The organism is Johannesbaptistia floridana, assembly GCF_057440575.1.
On record NZ_JALKVM010000154.1, the window covers coordinates 1 to 18,249 of the forward strand.

The following is an 18,249-nucleotide window of genomic DNA, read 5'->3' on the forward strand; positions in this document are numbered from 1 at the left end:
TCTATCTGAGAATGATATATGTTGGGTTGCACTCTCGTTTAACCTAAATGCGATCGCATAGCTTGTAGGTTGGGTTGAAGAATGAAACCCAACAATCTCCATCTGGGAATGATATGTGTTGGGTTGCACTGTCGTTTAACCCAACCTACGTTGATAATTTTGTGTAAATGCGATCGCATAGCTTGTAGGTTGGGTTGAAGAATGAAACCCAACAATCTCCCACGAGATCGCTACTTCACAAAAGCTTTAATCAACTCATAAACTATATAAGAGATTACTAAAATTAAACTAATAGGCGCTAGTAAGTAACCAAAACGAGTATAAAAAGTTAACCTAGATATAGCTTCAACTTGCCCGGCAATAACTCCAGTTTCCCCTACTCCTAAACTTGTCTGAATTCTACCATAGGGGTCGATAATTTGGGAAACTCCAGAACTTGTTGCTCTAATTATCCACCTTCTAACTTCTACAGCGCGAGGAGGTGCCATGGCTGAGTGTTGATAATGTTGTTTAGCAGTCCACCACATTGCATCATAGGTGGGTATTGCTAAAATTTCTGCCCCATTCCTTACCAAATTCCGCAAAACTCTGGAAAAATCCATATCATAGCAAATCGCTATACCAATTTTCCCTAGCTTTGTGGGAAATACTGGAAAAGAATCTCCCGGAATTCCGTCGTCGAAAAATTGTACGGTATTAATTTTGTAATAACTACCAATTTTTTCCCCTGTAGGCGCTAAAAGTAAAGCTGTATTATAAAATTTTGATGTATTACCCTTTACTTTTTCTTTGGCTCCCACTATTAAATAATTTTCGGTTTCTTTGGCTAATTGAGATAGTTGAGCAAAAGTTTCTGTGTCTGTGTCTACATAGTCTAAAACTGAATATTCTGGAAAGACAATTAGTTGAGACTCTGGTGCTACTTGTTTGGTTAATTTAATATTTGTAGTAAGATTGCTAGATTCAGTTTGAATTGCTCCCACTGGTAAATTACCTTCGGCTACATTTGCTAATTTCAAACTCCCCCCAATATGAATGACAATTAGCAAAACTACAGTAGTAATTAGGGTTTTACTCCCACTTTTTGGGGATAAGATAAAATACGCCAAAGCGCTATTTACTCCCAAAACGATTAGAGATATTCCATAAACTCCTATAAAAGAAGCTGACTGGAGTAAAAGTAAATTACTAGATTGAGAAAAACCCGGCGTAATCCAGGCAAATTTAAGCCACCAACATTCAGATCTCAAGTATTCTATTCCTAACCACAAAAAAGGCGCAATGCTTAGGGCTATCTCCTGATTCCATCTTTTGTTTACTAAAAATATTAACCAGGTAAATAATGTTGTAAATATAGACAACACTATCCATAAACTTAAAGCAAAACTATTAAAAATTTCCCCCAACCAATTTAAGGTTAAACTATATAAAGTGAAACCAAATATCAAACCAGAAACACGAGCTTGTAAACCATTTTTAGCTATAATTACTGATATTAATAGAGGCACAAAAGCTAAAAAAGCTAAAAAACTGTAATTGTACGGAGGAAAGGATACAGCAAAAATTGTAGCGGCAAGAATAGGAAATAGTAACCAGCTTATCTTGGATAAATTTACCATAATCTAAACTATTTTAATAAATTTATTTTATAATATTAATTAATTTAAAATCAAACTATTCAAAAAAGTTATATAAATTTATTTTAGTAAGTATTTTTTTGATAAGTCCATCATGAAGTGTATCAAGAGTAATATTTTAATTATACTAAATCAGGATAAAAATGAAGTGGTTAGTTTATAGTTTCCGTAAAAATTTAGCTTTGAGAGTTTTGCTAGGTTTTAGTTTAGGTATTTTTACAGGATTATTTTTAGGGGAGTCAGCAGAAGTTTTTTCTTTACTGGGTGTGGCTTATATTCGATTGTTTCAAATGCCGATTATCCCCTATATTATTTTCTCACTTATTTCTGGTTTAGGTTCCTTAAATTTTGCTAATGCCAAAGCCTTGTTTATTAGAGGTGGAATTGTCTTATTAGGGTTATGGGCAATTGTCTTTATCGCTTTATCTCTAGTGCCTTTGGGCTTTCCTGAGTGGATTTCTGCCTCTTTTTTTAGCACCAGTTTAATTCAACCGCCTTTACAAGTAAATTTTTTGGAGTTGTTTCTACCTTCTAATCCTTTTAGCGCTATGGCTAATACGGTTATTCCTTCCGTAGTGACTTTTAGTATAGCTTTAGGATTAGCTTTTACAACCATGGAAGATAAGAAGACAGTAATGGAAGTCTTCGCTAAATTAACAGATGGGTTAGTCATTATTACTCGTTTTGTAGCTCAATTAGCTCCTTTTGGGGTTTTCGCGATCGCCGCTAATGCCGCAGGAACTTTGAGATTAGAAGATTTAAATAAGTTACAAGTATATATAATAATCCATGGTTTAATTTCTCTAATTTTAACCTTTTGGGTTTTACCTGCTCTAGTTTCAGCTTGCACTTCCCTTAAGTATATAGATATTGTCAATGCGGTGAGGGCACCTTTAGTCACAGCTTTTGCTACAGCTAATTTACTAGTAGTTCTGCCTATTTTAGTAGACAATAGTAAAAAGTTAATAGGCAAATTAGGACAAGATGAATTAACAAGCGCTTCAATAGATGTGTTGATTCCGGCTTCTTTTAACTTTCCGAATCTGGGAAAACTGTTATCTTTAGCCTTTATTCCTTTTGCGGCTTGGTATGTGGGCTCTTCTGTAACTATTTTGCAATATCCGACTTTTCTGATTGCTGGTGCGGCGGTTTTATTTGCTGATGGCACCTTGGCTACTAATTTTTTATTAAACCTATTTAAAATTCCCGTGGATATGCTGCAATTATATATAACAGTTGAAGTATTTACCGCTCGATTTGGGACTTTACTAGCTGCTATGCACACAGTTTGTCTAGGGATTTTAGGCACTTGTGCTTTAGAGGGGTTAATTAAAATTAGACCAAGAAAATTAATTCGGATATGGATTATCTCAATACTTTTGATGCTTTTAGCTTTAGGATCTGTGAATTTTATTTTTACCTATATTTTTCCCAATAATTACACCCAAGATGAACTTTTAGGTAATTTAGAACTTTTACGAGTCAAACCAAAACAAACGGCTAAAGTTTATAAAAATTCTGATTCAATTCCCAATCTCAATCAACCAGAAGAACCAATTAATCCTTTAGCTCAAATTAAATTAAATCAGAAAATGCGTGTATGTTATCGCCAAAATATTTATCCTCTATCTTATTTTAATCAACAAGGAGACTTAGTGGGATTAGATGTAGAATTGTCTTATATTTTAGCCAAAGAATTGGGAGTACAATTAGAATTTGTGCCCTTAGACAATGTTAGTTACAGTTTAGAAAAACTAAGTCAAAAATTTAAGAATAATTACTGTCACATAGGTATTCCATCCTTTCCTACTACTCCGCAAAATGCTGAATTAGTAAAATTTACAGACCCAGTAATTAATATGAGTTTAGGATTTTTGGTGCAAGACCATCTCAAAAATAAATTTAATACTTGGCAAGAGTTAACCAAAAACCCCCAACTTAGTTTAGCTATTCCCGAAAGAGTTTCTTACTATATCGCTAAGATAAAAGGATTACTCCCTCAAGCAAATATTACTGTTATAGATGCTAATGTTAAAGATTTTTTAACACCTGTTGAACCAAAATTTGATGCTTTGATTCTCCCAGCAGAGATAGCGGCAGCTTGGGCTATTCTCTATCCCAATTATACAGTAGTTGTACCTCAGCCAATCATCAATATTCCGATGAGTTACCCTCTTCCTGAAGATGCGAATAAGTTAACAGAGGTAATCAATGTTTGGTTAAATTTAAAAAAACAAGATGGCACTATTTCCTCTCTCTACAACTATTGGATACAAGGAAAAGTAGAATCTGTGGCTAAGCCTCGATGGTCAATCATTCGTGATGTGCTACATTGGGTAGAGTGATAGGGCGATCTCGAAGAGATCTCGCCAAACTCAGATCTTGCATCTTTATCAAAAGTTACTGGTTGAGGTTGAGTCTTGAAGTCTTGAAGTCTTGAAGTTTTGAAGTAATGAGTTAAAGAATTAATGCGATCGCGCTTAAAAATTGGTTGACCTTTGCTACGATCTTAGGAAATACGAGAAATGAACTTTTTCTGAGGTTAATTTAGTACATAAGTACTGGTGCTTTGATATGGGGGTAGTTGAAATTCTCAAAGGACAAAAAACAAGAAATGCAAGTAGCTATAGATTTGACAAATTTTAAAAATAAATTTAACCTATGATATTAGCATTTTCCCTATTAGCTAAATGTGGTGAAAATAACAAAAAAAAGTGAATAAAGATCATACCATTGAAAGCGCCTGTTGGATTCTCAAATGAAATAGGAGCTGAAAATTCCATGAATAGGAAAAATGATGAAATAGAAGTAACAGAATCACAACCGCTGCCGACTACCCATATAAGATATACAGGTTGGCAGGGGAAGATAGCGGAATATTTTAAATTTAGTCAGTATAACACTAACTTTCGTACAGAAATTTTTGCAGGTGTTACCACCTTTATGACTATGGGATATGTGTTAATTGTCAATCCCATGATTCTCTCCGACGCTATTTTTCTCAACGAAGCAGGAGACTTATTTGCTGAATTAGTAGTAGCCACAGGGATTTCTGCTGCTTTAGGAACTTTTTTAATGGCCATATTTGCTAATTATCCCTTTTGTTTAGCACCAGGAATGGGGCTAAATGCTTTTTTTGCCTATTCTGTAGTTTTAGGATTAGGTATAGATTGGCGTCTAGCTTTAGCGGCAGTATTTGTAGAAGGTTTGGTGTTTATCGCTTTAACCTTAACCGATGTTCGCCGCCAAATCATTAAAGCTATCCCCATGAGTCTCAAAAGTGCCACCGGAGCTGGAATCGGTTTATTTATTGCTTATTTAGGACTAGGAGGGGATCCAGAAACGGGCGGTGCTGGTATTATTATCGGCAATGAAGTTACGACAACAACCTTTGGTAGTTTAACCGAACCCAATACCTTGATTGCCCTATTTGGGATCATACTAACTTCCGCTTTCGTAGTTCGTCATATAAAAGGGGGATTACTATGGGGTATCTTAGCTACAGCTATTCTAGGCTGGATTTTACAAGTAAGCCCAGCACCTCCTTTAGCAATCATTGAATTACCACCATTTCCTAAAGATTTATTTGGACAAGCAGTCATAGGCGTCGCGGGAATCAATGGTGGTAACTTCTTAAATTTCTTCGCCGTGTTATTTGTTTTTCTTTTTGTGGATATGTTTGATACAATTGGTACCCTCACAGGTGTAGGTATCAAGGCTGGATATATAGACGAAAATGGCGAATTACCCAGGGCAAATCAGGCATTAATGGCAGATGCTGTGGCTACAACCGGGGGAGCGATTGTGGGAACCTCCAGTGTAACTACCTATGTAGAGTCAGCCGCTGGTGTGGCTGAGGGTGGTAGAACTGGATTTACAGCAGTTGTCGCGGCTATTCTGTTTGCCTCATCAATTCTGTTTGTGCCTCTATTAAAAGCTATTCCTGCCTACGCCACTACTCCTACTTTAGTGATTGTGGGGGTATTAATGATGTCCAATGTTTTAAGCGTTGATTGGGGAGATTTAGGAGAAGCAATTCCGGCATTTTTAGTTATCTTTATGATTCCTCTGAGTTTTTCCATCGCTGAAGGTTTATCAATTGGCTTTATTGCCTATCCTCTAGTAAAATCTTTCCAAGGAAAAGCTCAAGATGTTCCTCTAGCTACTTGGATTTTAGCTGCTGTTTTCGTGGCAAGATTCGTATTTATGACACTTCGTTTTGGTGGGTAAACATGTCTTCTGTTAAAGTCTTTTCCCAACTATTAGACGCTCTCTATAAAGGAGATGCTGTCCTAGCCACAGTCGTTAGTATCCAAGGTTCAGTACCACGAGAAGTTAGTGCTAAGATGGTTATCTGTGCCGATGGAGAAATATTAAACACTATTGGTGGAGGCGCAGGAGAAGCGAAAGTCTGTAAACAGGCTCAAGTTGTCTTAGCAACAGGGGAAAAGCAACAGGTAAATATAGACTTATCCGGTGCAACTCATAAACAGACAGAGGGAGTTTGTGGGGGAATTATGGAGGTATGGTTGGAAAAATGGTCTGGAGAAAAGGCTAAAGCCCTAGTCAAAGAGATTCTCAATTTTCTCCAATTAGGACAAAATGTTGATCTTTTTACCCCCTTTTCTCCGAACTCTTCTCCCTATCTGCTTAAGGAGTCAACAACTAAAACAACTACAGAACCGGGTTTTTTAGAAGTCTTAACACCTCCTCCTCTTCTACTGATTATTGGTGCAGGTCATGTAGGAGAACAATTGGCTAAAGTAGCCCACCTGGTCGGTTTTCAAGTGATGATTCAAGACGATCGCCCGGAATGGGCTAATCAAAAACGTTATCCCCAAGCTGCCCAGATTTTCAATACTGCGATTTCCTCAGTAATAACTCAATTGGCTAATCATTCACAGTTATATATAGCTATGGTAACTAGAGGTTATCAGTATGATTTAGAAGCTTTGAAGAGCATTTTTGAAAATCCCACAGAGATTGCTTATAAGTATCTCGGCATGATTGGTTCTAAAAAAAGAATAACCATGTTACACCGAGCTATCAAAGAACTAAAAATTCCCCCATCTACTCTAGATTCAATTTATGCCCCCATTGGTTTAGATATTGGTGCTTTAACTCCAGAAGAAATTGCTGTTAGTATTACTGCTGAACTGATTTTAGTCCAAAGAGGCGGAACTGGAATTCCCTTATCACAGAAGTTATAGTTTTTAGTAGTTAATGCTTAGATAATTTTTCTCCAATTAGGTGAGGTTTTCCCTATCGATTAATTAATGTTTCTTGATTATTGAAGTGCTAAGATAAAAATGTCGAATAAATAAACGTTCATCTCTATTTTTTAATTGACAATTTTTAATCACTAAAAGTTTAACTAATGAGAGACGGAAGTAAGGTTAAAAAACCTGAAGGAACGCGCTACAGTCAACCTCGTATTTAGGAGAATTTTCTAATGATTCGTAAACTATTATTAGCTTCAATCGCCTTGGTTTTTGCCCTAGGAACTTTGATAGTAATGCCTGCTAATGCTGCTGAAAATAACTATCAAAATTCACAGCCACAATATCAACAGCAAGACCAACAGAGTCAATGGCAAAATAATCAGCAACAACAAGCCCAACAAAGCCAAAGACAAAACAATCAACAGCAGTACGCTCAAAAACCTGAAGAATATACACAAAATCAAGGGCAAAATAATCCGTCACAAGCACAATATTCCCAAGAAGACCAAGGATATCAGCAAAGTCAATCTAGTCAAAATGGTCAACAAGAAGAGTATAGTCAAAATAATCAACAATCACAAACACAACAGGAGTATCAAAGTCAATCTAGTCAAACAGCAACTAGCGATGAGTAAAGCTTTTGCCTAAAGAATTTCAATATTAATAGATCCCCCTTTCTTATGGATAAGAGAGGGGGAAATACCTCATCAAGGTAGAAAACAACCTGAACAACTTGAAACTTGATGACTAAAGAAACTCTCAGCACTATCGCAATTATTTTAACGCTTTATGCTTTCTTTCCCTACATAAGCTCGATTATCAAAGGCAAAACTAAACCACACGTTTTTTCCTGGGTAATTTGGGGAATAACCACTGTGATTGTGTTTTTTGCACAGTTAGCTGATGATGGTGGTATAGGTGCTTGGCCCACTGGAATATCAGCTATAATTACATTTGCAGTGGCAGGACTAGCTTACAGAAAAAGAGCTAGTAATTTAATTACCCGAGTAGACTGGCTCTTTTTCTTTGTTGCACTTTCGTCACTTCCTATGTGGTATTTAACTAATAATCCTCTTTGGGCAGTTATAATTTTAACTTTTGTTGATATGTTAGGATTTGTACCAACGTTTTTAAAATCTTATGTCCATCCTTTTGATGAACAATTGCGGTTTTTTATAATTGTGATTTTACGCAATGGTATAGCTATTATGGCCTTGGAACATTATTCTATCACAACAGTTTTATTTCCTGGGGCGATCGCCTGTGCCTCTTTTTTGTTTGTTCTCATGGTTTATTACCGAAGATTTTATCTAAAAGAACGATAAAGAACTCTACCCTCTACTTCTTCTTGGTTAATTTTACTATAAACTCGTAAACAGGTTAAGACTTCTCCAGGAGTACCACCGCGGTCCAATTGAATATCATCTTTAGAAAATTTACGAATATCGGCATAAACTCCCATCAGAGGACGAATTACTACTTGATTATTTTCCTTTCTAGCTGTTTCTGCTAAAGTATTGAGAGTACGTCTCGATTCTTGTTTTAGTTTACTCCACCAGGAGTCAGGGGCTGTAGGAGGATAAAATACTAGAGAATTAATTGCTTCATCTAACTTGATTCTCGCATGAAGATACTTAATGATGGTGCCACTTTTGCGGGTTATTTGACAGTTGTGGAAACATTTAATCAAAGCCTGAATATATTTTTCTCGTTCTGTGGAATCTTGTAAAGATCTTAACCCAAATCGAAACACATCTTTAAAGGCATGATGTAAGTTTGAATCTAATTCAATCAAGGTAATATAGCTAGAAACGACACAAGCTAATAAGTATAATTCTTCGTCTCCTGGAGTTAACTTAATTCTCTCATCTATTTTGGCTTTTTGACTAAAAACTAAACTTTTAGATTTGGTATTAGTTTTTTCTAATTCTAAGCCGTAGTAAATAAGTTCTTTAGAAGGATATGGTAGCGCTTTTGGGGCCATTTTCTGTGGTTTTCCTCCAACTTTTTCTACAAAAGTTAGAGCTTTTTGTTGCCAAAATTTGGCTATATTTTCAGGAAGACGGAGAAATAGTAGCTGCATCTCCTGCCAAAATTGAGCATCATTGCTGGTGTCTAATTCAGGTGGTTTTCCTAAATAAGATACTAATTGTTTGTCAGAGGTTATTTCTTGGTAGAGATTGTCCAGAGAAAAATTTTCTATAACTTCTGGTTGCGGGGATTCGATAACTTCTGATTCAAGAGAGACTAAAAGCTTATCTAGTTCAGTAATAATGTCTTGAGAAATATTTAGACCAGGATCGGCACTATATTCTTTTAAAGCTTGTTCTAAATTAGCTTTTAATCCCAATAAATTACAGTGCAGTAACTTGGCTAAATCTGAATTTTTTAAATGCAATAGTTGCTTAATTTTTTCCATAATGATTTAAATTAATATGTTAATGTTTACCTGAAAAGGGATCTCTATGTTCATCTAGATCATTTTTTTGCAATTCTAATTTAGTAATATATACTGTTCCTGGTGTTTTCAGACATTGAGGATCATCAGAAACTAAATAGGGAATTTCTCCGGCGTGAATTCTGATAATAGCTTGGTCATCGATGGTGGCGCGATATTGACACAAGGAGTCATCTACACCATCAATTTTACTTAACTCTCCTATTCTTTCCCAACTAACATCTTCAGTACTATTATCTACACACATATAGAATGTATGTCTTCCCGAAAGAGGAAAACTAGTTAAAGGGTTACTAATAATTCCTCGTCCTGAGTTGGTCTCTTTTTCAGGTTGATAATGAAAAATTTCTGAGTTAGTATTTTCTGAATCTATAGCTTTAAAAATAATAGTGTAAGATTGTGGAGAAGCGACTGCATTGGCTTCTTGTACATTAATAGCAATATCGCCAATTTCTAGAGAATGATTTTCTCCTGTTGTTTGAGGGACTCTCCAACACAATTTTCCTAGGGAAAAACTAGAATAAACTTGCTTTGCGGCTGAGGCTACATTAATACTAGGTAGTTTAGTGTTAATTTGGTAATGAGGTTTTTTGCCACGGCAGAGAAATAATTGAAATTGCAGTTTTTGATCAATTTCAAATTGTGTAGAGATGAGATTGAGAAATTGATCGTCATTGGTAATATTCACTGACCTAGCAATTTCTTGACCATTGAAGTTACCCCAGTTAAATAATTCACTTTGTTCTTGATAATCTTGACGATAAACACGAGTACTTAATTGAATACCTTGCCATTGACTACGAGCTTTGAGTAATGGTTCATCAGGAGAGAGTTGAGCTAGTTTTGTCCCTGCTTCAAACAGTGAAATTGGATCTTGAGTTAGAGTATCTCGCTTAAAAGAACAAGGAAGAAAATAAAATAAGTTTTTAACGTCTATATAGAGTTGATTAGCACCAGTACGCAGGATCTCTTTTGATTCTTGAGGATCAAATCTTAATCTTCGCAGCATTTCAGCATAACAAGCTCCCGCTGAAGTTGCTATTTTGGTATATTCAGGTACAAAAGTTATTCTTTCTGGATTCCATGTAAAATATTCCGATTGACTGAAAGTTTTGTATATTTCTGCTTGCACTTGAGTTAAATTACAAGTTTTTCCTGAGAGAATCATCCAGTCTATTTTTGCCCCTTGAGGGTTATGTTTTTGTTCTTCTTTGAGGCGATTTTTCACTAATCCTTTAGCAATATTAATCGCTTCTGTGATTATCGGCTGAATTTGCTGTTGAAACTGTGCTTGAGTTAGGGTGACAGTAAGATGATTAGGTGGTATCTGTTCATATTGAAGAGTTGTGTTTTGGTCTAAAAGAATTTCAATTTGCTCTTGAGTAAAAACAAAAGTGCCATCACTACTGTTGTTGCTGAGTTTAATTTTTGCCTCTTCTGCATATTCCCAAAGAGTATAAAAAGTTTGTAATCTCTCAGAATGAGATTCCCAGCGAGTGGGAATAACTTTTTCGGCAGCATCCAGGGCTTTACTGTAATTGTTATCAAATTGAGGATTGAGTTTATCTATTTGTTTGATTAAACTACCTGATACAAAATGTCCATCTTTGAGAAAGACTTCATCTAAAGAGGGGACGAGATTAATTAAAGATTCGCTTTGGAGATTATCTGCTTCTACTGCTGTCAGCAGACAATCTGCGATCGCCACTTTTAACCAAAGAAAAATAGAGAGGGTCATTAACTCTCCCCCTAATTGTAAATGTCCCGATGCTCCTAAAACTTTTGGTGTAAGCTTATAATATCTTCCCCCTGAGCCGCGATCTTCTCCTTGGTCAAAAGGATTTATTTCTTCTAAACTCAGATTAATTAGAGCTATATCCGTTGTTCCACCACCGATATCAATTACTAACACATTTTGTGCCCATTTATTCCTATAGTAATGACAACGGGTTTTAAATGATTCAATTCCTAGATTTAGGTTCCCACCAAATTCACGCCACAGGAAAAAAATAGCTACAGAAACTGCCTCATCATAAGCTGTTTGCACATCAACAATTTCTAAAGAAGCGATGATTTCTTCTAATTTAGCTCTTACTACAGGAGATGCTACAGTCGGATATGTTACCACTGCTGTGTAAAAATATCCTTCAGCAAATTGGCTATAATTATTTTCACGATAAATTTTCGTTAATTTAATTAGCTCATTATAAGAAGCTTTAATCAGCTCATTGGCTGGAATATCAATAAAACAACTTTCATCTTGCTCTTCTATAAATAGGGAAAAAACCTTATCTTGACCAAAATAACGTTTAGGTGAATGATGGTAACGCCCTTTAATTTTATTCCAGTCTTCGGGATTTTGTGCGCTGGCAATTTCTATTTGACGATCTTGTTTAGCCCTTTCTCCCATCACAATTTCTAGAGGATTGTCATAAGTTTCTATTTTTAGTTCACTTATAATTTCAGTTTCTTGAGCTTCTAATTCTAATTCTACTGGAAAAAAGTTGCGCGATCGCATTAAAGGTACCCGAAATACTTCTGAATATACTTCGTATATTTTTTGACTGATTGACCTTCTAAACTCTTTACTTTTAGTTACTAAACAGGTTTCTATTTGACGAATTAATTCTAGCAAAAATTCATCTCTACTAATACTATTAGTTAACTCCTGGGGATTGATCGCGAGATTTTTAGTAATTTCTGTAATAAAATCGCTCCATTCTTGCTTATTAATATTACCTAACTCTTTTGGTGTCTCTAAAGTTAACCATTCTTTTAAATTATTGCGTAATTTTTGTTTTTGCTCTTGAGGTAAACCCCTTGGCATAATTATTCTTTTTGGATCATGAAGAGTAACAGTTGAGTTAGAAGTACCTAAGTCAATAGCTAAAAATCCCGGATATTGAATTGTTTGATTAGAGTTTACCATTTTTTCTTTTTTATTAGTATTTATGGGTTTATTTGAGTTTTGGTCAAACCAAAAATCAGGAAGTCTATGCTGAGGCATTTTTCTTTTTGCTCGCCTTTCAATCAATCTGTTAAAGAAAATTCTGCGATTTCTGCCAATTTCTGAACTAGTATTGATGAACTATTATCTAGATTATCTTCTTCTGTTGTGATTAATTTTCTCAGTGATTCTTCATTTTGATATAGTTCTTGGAGTAATTCAACAAATGCTTTAATTGTTTCTCGCAATATATCATAAACTTTTTTATTAAGTTGATTAGCTAATTCTACTAAATGCAAAGAAGCAGTATTATTTATATTATTTTTTATTTGTGCAAGTAGTATGAGATGATTGTTTTGATTAGTATCTGTTCCTTGAGGATGCCAAGGAAATAGATAACCATTTTGATTATTTTCATCAGCGCGAGGTAAAGGAAAGATGGTTTCAGACTGAATAACTCCAGCTTGAAAATTCACATCATCATCTTGAATAATTAATTCTAACCAGTGTCTTTGAGGATCTGATGCTTTTGATAGTATATCCGCTTCATCTCCTGTTTGAGAACCTATAATTGTTGTCAGATAATTTCTTTCTTCAGCCAAATCATTAGACAGTTGAGATAATAGATAACTTAAACATTCTTCTACGGTTTTTTTTACAAATTCTTCTAGCTTAGTAATAGTTTCTGTAAATATTTGAAAAAAATCTTCACTTTTAGATGGATAAACCGTCTCTTGTTTTTTAGATTTTTTTAAGAGTACATCAGTGATACCTCCAGATTTATTTGATTGAATTTTGGCTATTTTACCATTTTTCACCCTACTAAATAGTAAATTCCAATATTGCCAATTAGCTACTTCAGAATTTACCTCTTTTTTTACTATGGTACTTAAGTCAACTCCTTGACGATTTTGCAAGCTTTGTTTATCTAATTCCCCAGCAAAACTATTAAACTTTTGAATAATATTTTTGATACTTACTTCTAGCTTAGTTAAATTTTCTGGTTTTTGATAATAAAGACCTTGTTCTTGATTAACTTCGAGAATATTTTTTAAGCGCTCTTGTTGTTGACGCAACTCCAAGTAAATAACTTCTGTGTCTCTCTCTAATTGTTTAACTCCGTGGTCTCTAACATGGTTAACAATTGCTTTTCTTAGTCTATCAATCCCTCCATCTTTACTAAGGTCTGCCAATTTTTTACCCAAGTCACTCCGAGGATTAGATGCTAACAATTTATCGCTAATTTTTTTCCATTTTTCTTGAACTGATTTAGCTTGTTGTTGATAATTAAGGTTAGCTAAAAAATCTTCAGACCCAACTTTAATTACACTAGAGAGTTGAGATAAATGAATCAACCCTAGTAGTGGAGATAAAAATAATATACGTTTAGTTTCTGAGGTAAAAGCTTCCGCATTGCTCATAACCGTTTGTAGTGGTTTAAGGCTATTTAATAGTGATGCTTCTGTTAAGTTTTCTGGCTGGTTAATTAGATTTTCGATAATTATAGCACCACTATCGCTATCAATAGGCAGTTGATCAAATCTTCCTATACCTACTATGATGCGGTCTCTAATATCTTCTTTGTGGTGCTCTTGCATCATAGTAAATAATTTATTAGCATCACCACGACCAGGCTGTTTTCCATTGAGCAAAACTAAAATAGTTTGTACCGTTTCTAATTCTTGAAGAGATAAAAAAGTATCTCTCATCCCCGAATTAGCTGCGCCTAAACCTGGAAAATCGAGTAGAGTAAATTTACTTACACCTTCTAAAGGTGATAAATCCCAAATCTGCTGAGATACTTTTACATTTAACTCGATGCGCTTAATTAGCGGAAAACTTCTTTTGAGTAACTCTGGTGTTAATCTTTGAGGGGCTTGAGGTAAAACTGTGGGAGTTTCTGGCAAGTCTTCAAAGGCTTGACTTTGTAAATTTTGGGGAAAATCTGCCAATTTCAAGCCTTCTTTTGCCGTTTCTGCCTTGATTAAATAACTTTTTTTTAACAAAGCTTTTCCATAGGCATGGGTAACACGTAAAAATTCTACTAATTCTCTTATAGAGAATCGTAAATCTGGGTCTTGGGTGCTATTCCATAAGAATTTGAGGGAGTTAATAACATTATTAAAATCACTGATATTTTTCAATTCTAATCCTGCTGCTTTTGCTTTTTTTTGTGTTTCTTGCAGCATGTACCTGTAGCACAAACCCACTTCTTTTTTGTCTAAATAGGTAACTTTGAATTTACTAAATTCAGTTGTCTTGAGTTGTTTTTGTGGTTCTATGTAAATAGATGTAACATTACCTGTGGTAGCTTGTTCGCTTACAGGTAAAGCATTAGCATAGCCAACTAAACTTCCCTGGAGTAAAGTTTTTCCTGAGGAAAATTCTCCCACTATACCAATTGCAACGGGGGAGGTTGCTTTTGCTGCTAATTTAGAGGCGATTGTTTGGATTTGTTCGAGACAATCAAATAATTCTGATTTTCCCCAGACTTCTTGAGCTAATCTTTCACGAGGAATTGAATTAGTTTTTTGAGAAATAGTTGTGGCTAATTCTTTGAATTTAATGAGTTTAGATGATTGATTATTCATAATATTTCAATATATAGTGTTTTCATTTAAGTTATAACCGGATCTTGTGAGGCACAAAAAACAGAGAAGAGGAAAAAGTAAATATAAAGATTTTTAAGAATAAGAAAAACCGTAATTCTATGTTTAGATTTATTTGGAAACGCTACATAGCAATTCCCATAATCTGAGGTAAGAGGCAGAAGGAGACAACAGGTATTAAGTTTACCTCACAAGACTGAAAAATTAATTATTATTTTTCTTATTTTCCCTATTAATAGGGACAACAGGAAGATTTTGGTATCTTAATTTACTTTGATAAATTTATAATACATCATTATTCCAAAAATCTGATAATTATTTAGGAATTTTTTATAATGTCAAGAGAGTATATGTAAAGAAAGATAACGTTTTTGAGTCTAATAAGCCTAGGAGACAAAGATTATAGAGAATTAACCATAAAGAACATTTTTCCTTAAAAATTAGTACATAAGTTCTGGTGGAAGATATGAGGAAAATGTACCTCACGCTTCTTAGAAAAGGCTATATAGGGCTTGCTGAATAACTCTCAAACTTTGACTGGGTTTAGATTTAAGCTTATTTTCTCTTCTTTAAAAGTGGAAATTAATTCTGGAAATTCGGCGATCGCTGTCTACCATACGTTGTACTCTGTGTAAGTATACATTGAATAGGAGCAAAGTAGAAATTAATTCTTTAAAAAGGCGATCGCTGTCTACCATACCTTGTACTCTGTTTAACTATACCTTGAATGGAAGCAATGAAGATCATCATTGAAGATTTAAATCTCATGGGGTAGGATTATCTTCTAACCACTGATTTAAAGATAGTGTAGCTCAAAAAGAATTTATTGAAATGCTTTTTGAGGTTGCTGCTTAAAACTTACGAGATACATAGAAATTTTCTATACTTCATTGTTTTTTGCAACAAAACCCCAAAATTAATGACAAAGTGGGACGGTTTTACAGGTACCATTTCCCAACACTCCTTGCGATTTATTTCAAGCCCAGGAGTGCTCGTCCGAAGAATAGTCATAAAGCCATCATCTTTATGAGAGCTAAGTCCAATGCCTTTGTAAATTGGACGATAATGATTGAATGTCAGGTGGTACGAGCCTTTTCCACGAATACAACTTCCAGTTGCACGCTCCCAAAAATCTTTTGGCAGTCCAATATAAGTTAAAACCGAGCAAAGTACTATTTCTGAAAGAGATGTCAGAGCATTGCCAAGATTTGATATCTCCCGAGGATAGACATCTGCCCAAAACCGTCGCTCAAGCAGGAATTGTTCGATCTGATTGATGCGCTGATGAAAACCGAGGAGCGGATCACCAAAGGACTCCGCACCTAAATCACGAAAGCGACCGTAGGGTGGTGCAGAAGTTCCCATATAAAATTGGCTGGAAAAAGCATCACCAATAGATACATCAAGACAATCAGGAATCTCAAGAAAAAATATACCGTCAGTGAATGCGCGCTTCCGTGCATCTGAATCTATAAAGACGAGTACGCCATTCTTTATTGTTGCTGTTTCGATAACTCCCTGCACTTTAGCACGTTCGTTATCTACGCGCTTTTCATAAACATCTTGATAGATTTTACCCGGACGTATTTTAGAAGTTGAATTAGAAGCAGTTGGATGCATGGTCAGCGCCTCTTAAAATGAAGGGATACTATTACTAGTTGCTTAATTTCTTCAGGAAGGTTTGGATATTCACCATTGACAATCTCAGTTAATGTGCTAAATGTTCCTGGATACACCATGACCGAATACCCATGCCTTTGAAGACAGGCAAAAATTGCAAATTCTTCTAAAAAGTAGTCACAAGATCGACGAATACGTTGCTCCAGCAAAACATCACTCAGGTTGCCTGATCGTCTGGTATGGTATTTACGCCCGAATGCTTCAACCGATGACCGAAATTTAGCGTTGCTTTCAAAAAAAGCTTGGAGGCACTGGTGAAAATATGCATAATCCTTCAAGGTCTGAATTCGGCTACAAGTCTCGAAAGTGAACTCAGTTTGCTGTTCAAATAAATTGAGAATGTGTTCATTATCTTGAACAAAAAAATTACCAATTTCCAAAGCTTTAGCCAGTGCGACTTTCTCATGTAGCCCCGTTATCTCTAAATTAATACGGTGAATACTATCTCCAACCAACACTATACAATGTGAAAATCTCCGTGAAACCCACTCAAGCATTGCTTTGAACTTGGCTGGTGTAAAACGATCATTCTCAAGACTTACTCCCAAAAAGCAAGAATCAAGCTGCTCGAAACTCGTTCTAGCAGACAATGGAGCAACGGAATCGACCTTAGCCCAGTATTGAGGCTCAAGAATCAATTTTAAGTCTTGAGAATTATTTAACTCTTGTGAATCAAGTGGTGAACGAAAAGTCATAAAATTTCTTTAATACAAGCAATATAAAAACAAAAAGACGTTAGCAGTACTTCGCTCTATTGTTGACTATGATGGTGTGGGTAAATCTGATGAAGGTTGCTTTTCGCATCCGCATAGAAAGCCCTGCCCTGCCGATTCATAATCAGCATCATAAAAACCTACGCTTTTCAAATCGTTTGGTTGTGGTAAAAGTCTTTCAAAAAAGTAATTGAACTTTTCATCATGTCAGTCCCTAATAACTATTGAATCAAAGAAAAATGCCAGTTTGGGCTAGACTTACTCAAGAACATTTTTAGAATGAAATAGCCCTGAAGCATTTTATTGTGAGCATTATTCGACAGAAGGAGAATCTTTCTTTTCTCTTTTAAGAGAAACTTGTACCCAGATCCGATCACCAGTATCTGGATCAATGAAGAACGCCCCTTTGAGAAGTCTCGGAATAGTCAGAGACCTCAAAATATTAATCAGCTCTTTTCCAGTATACAGCTTATCTAGCTTAATTTCCGAGATGAGATCGAGATGGCAATGCAAATTTAGGGGGAATTGGGGAATTTTTGATCCTGTTTCTTTGCCACAGCACTCCCATAGATAATTGATTGCCAATTCTTTAGAACCAGGAATTCTAGGAAAAAAGTAGAAATTAATTCTTTAAATTCGGCGATCGCTGTCTACCATACCTTGTACTCTGTGTAAGTATATATTGAATAGGAGCAATGGATATCATCATTGAAGATTGAAATCTCATTCGGTGGGATTATCTTCTAACCACTGATTTAAATCATCAATCACAGAAAAATCTAATAAAGCATCCCCTAAGGCTTCTACTTGGGGGAGAGAGAGACTATTGATTTGTGCTTCCATATTAAGATTGATGGCGTTGCCAAAACGGCGTTTGAGTAAACGCAATACTAGGCTTTTCTCTCCTAGCTCTAAGCCTTGCTCTAAACCTTGCTCTATTCCTTGCTCAATCCCTCTTTGTAAACCTTGCTCAATACCTTGCT

13 protein-coding genes and 1 riboswitch are annotated in these 18,249 nt (G+C 35.4%); of the genes, 5 read left to right on the forward strand and 8 right to left on the reverse strand.

Annotated features, from left to right (window positions below; all coding sequences use genetic code 11):
- Positions 1-230: 230 nt before the first annotated feature.
- On the reverse strand, positions 231-1,619 hold the full coding sequence (lnt, locus tag MW688_RS10510; RefSeq protein WP_486735932.1) for an apolipoprotein N-acyltransferase: 1,389 nt from the start codon (positions 1,617-1,619) through the stop codon (positions 231-233).
- A 161-nt stretch (positions 1,620-1,780) separates the two neighbouring features.
- On the opposite strand from lnt, the gene MW688_RS10515 reads away from it, so the two are divergent.
- From MW688_RS10515 to MW688_RS10535, 5 genes are all read left to right on the forward strand, one after another.
- The gene (locus MW688_RS10515) at positions 1,781-3,982 is read left to right on the forward strand and encodes a cation:dicarboxylate symporter family transporter (protein WP_486735933.1); all 2,202 of its coding nucleotides are present in this window, start codon (positions 1,781-1,783) and stop codon (positions 3,980-3,982) included.
- A 436-nt stretch (positions 3,983-4,418) separates the two neighbouring features.
- Positions 4,419-5,867, forward strand: coding sequence for an NCS2 family permease (locus MW688_RS10520; RefSeq protein WP_486735934.1), 1,449 nt, complete (start codon positions 4,419-4,421; stop codon positions 5,865-5,867).
- Between the two features lie 2 nt (positions 5,868-5,869).
- The gene (locus tag MW688_RS10525; protein ID WP_486735935.1) at positions 5,870-6,847 is read left to right on the forward strand and encodes an XdhC family protein; all 978 of its coding nucleotides are present in this window, start codon (positions 5,870-5,872) and stop codon (positions 6,845-6,847) included.
- Between the two features lie 113 nt (positions 6,848-6,960).
- Positions 6,961-7,057: riboswitch (Glutamine riboswitch) on the forward strand.
- 32 nt (positions 7,058-7,089) lie between these two features.
- The gene (locus MW688_RS10530; protein WP_486735936.1) at positions 7,090-7,494 is read left to right on the forward strand and encodes a hypothetical protein; all 405 of its coding nucleotides are present in this window, start codon (positions 7,090-7,092) and stop codon (positions 7,492-7,494) included.
- 108 nt (positions 7,495-7,602) lie between these two features.
- Positions 7,603-8,184 (forward strand): hypothetical protein, encoded by a 582-nt coding sequence (locus tag MW688_RS10535; RefSeq protein WP_486735937.1) that lies wholly within the window; start codon positions 7,603-7,605, stop codon positions 8,182-8,184.
- Here MW688_RS10535 and MW688_RS10540 read toward each other — a convergent pair.
- The 7 genes from MW688_RS10540 to MW688_RS10570 form a co-directional block, all read right to left on the reverse strand.
- Positions 8,166-9,278, reverse strand: a complete 1,113-nt coding sequence (locus MW688_RS10540) for a hypothetical protein (protein ID WP_486735938.1) — start codon at positions 9,276-9,278, stop codon at positions 8,166-8,168. The two genes, MW688_RS10535 and MW688_RS10540, sit on opposite strands and share 19 nt — an antisense overlap.
- Positions 9,279-9,297: 19 nt before the next feature.
- Positions 9,298-12,324 carry a hypothetical protein gene (locus MW688_RS10545; RefSeq protein WP_486735939.1) on the reverse strand — a complete coding sequence of 1,009 codons (3,027 nt, stop codon included), beginning with the start codon at positions 12,322-12,324 and terminating at the stop codon, positions 9,298-9,300.
- Between the two features lie 23 nt (positions 12,325-12,347).
- Complete coding sequence (locus MW688_RS10550) at positions 12,348-14,855, reverse strand: hypothetical protein (protein WP_486735940.1); 2,508 nt, start codon at positions 14,853-14,855, stop codon at positions 12,348-12,350.
- Positions 14,856-15,731: 876 nt separating this feature from the next.
- The gene (locus MW688_RS10555) at positions 15,732-16,493 is read right to left on the reverse strand and encodes a 2OG-Fe(II) oxygenase family protein (RefSeq protein WP_486735941.1); all 762 of its coding nucleotides are present in this window, start codon (positions 16,491-16,493) and stop codon (positions 15,732-15,734) included.
- A gap of 2 nt (positions 16,494-16,495) precedes the next feature.
- The gene (locus tag MW688_RS10560) at positions 16,496-17,248 is read right to left on the reverse strand and encodes a tRNA-dependent cyclodipeptide synthase (protein ID WP_486735942.1); all 753 of its coding nucleotides are present in this window, start codon (positions 17,246-17,248) and stop codon (positions 16,496-16,498) included.
- Between the two features lie 330 nt (positions 17,249-17,578).
- Positions 17,579-17,851 (reverse strand): hypothetical protein, encoded by a 273-nt coding sequence (locus MW688_RS10565; protein ID WP_486735943.1) that lies wholly within the window; start codon positions 17,849-17,851, stop codon positions 17,579-17,581.
- A gap of 138 nt (positions 17,852-17,989) precedes the next feature.
- A partial coding sequence (locus tag MW688_RS10570; RefSeq protein ID WP_486735944.1) for a DUF4351 domain-containing protein occupies positions 17,990-18,249 on the reverse strand: 260 nt, incomplete at its 5' end.

Excerpts from the sequence above, each read along its gene's own strand:
- lnt (WP_486735932.1), bottom strand. The coding sequence starts at position 1,619 with ATGGTAAATTTATCCAAGATAAGCTGGTTACTATTTCCTATTCTTGCC.
- MW688_RS10515 (WP_486735933.1), top strand. The coding sequence starts at position 1,781 with ATGAAGTGGTTAGTTTATAGTTTCCGTAAAAATTTAGCTTTGAGAGTT.
- MW688_RS10520 (WP_486735934.1), top strand. The coding sequence starts at position 4,419 with ATGAATAGGAAAAATGATGAAATAGAAGTAACAGAATCACAACCGCTG.
- MW688_RS10525 (WP_486735935.1), top strand. The coding sequence starts at position 5,870 with ATGTCTTCTGTTAAAGTCTTTTCCCAACTATTAGACGCTCTCTATAAA.
- MW688_RS10530 (WP_486735936.1), top strand. The coding sequence starts at position 7,090 with ATGATTCGTAAACTATTATTAGCTTCAATCGCCTTGGTTTTTGCCCTA.
- MW688_RS10535 (WP_486735937.1), top strand. The coding sequence starts at position 7,603 with ATGACTAAAGAAACTCTCAGCACTATCGCAATTATTTTAACGCTTTAT.
- MW688_RS10540 (WP_486735938.1), bottom strand. The coding sequence starts at position 9,278 with ATGGAAAAAATTAAGCAACTATTGCATTTAAAAAATTCAGATTTAGCC.
- MW688_RS10545 (WP_486735939.1), bottom strand. The coding sequence starts at position 12,324 with ATGCCTCAGCATAGACTTCCTGATTTTTGGTTTGACCAAAACTCAAAT.
- MW688_RS10550 (WP_486735940.1), bottom strand. The coding sequence starts at position 14,855 with ATGAATAATCAATCATCTAAACTCATTAAATTCAAAGAATTAGCCACA.
- MW688_RS10555 (WP_486735941.1), bottom strand. The coding sequence starts at position 16,493 with ATGCATCCAACTGCTTCTAATTCAACTTCTAAAATACGTCCGGGTAAA.
- MW688_RS10560 (WP_486735942.1), bottom strand. The coding sequence starts at position 17,248 with ATGACTTTTCGTTCACCACTTGATTCACAAGAGTTAAATAATTCTCAA.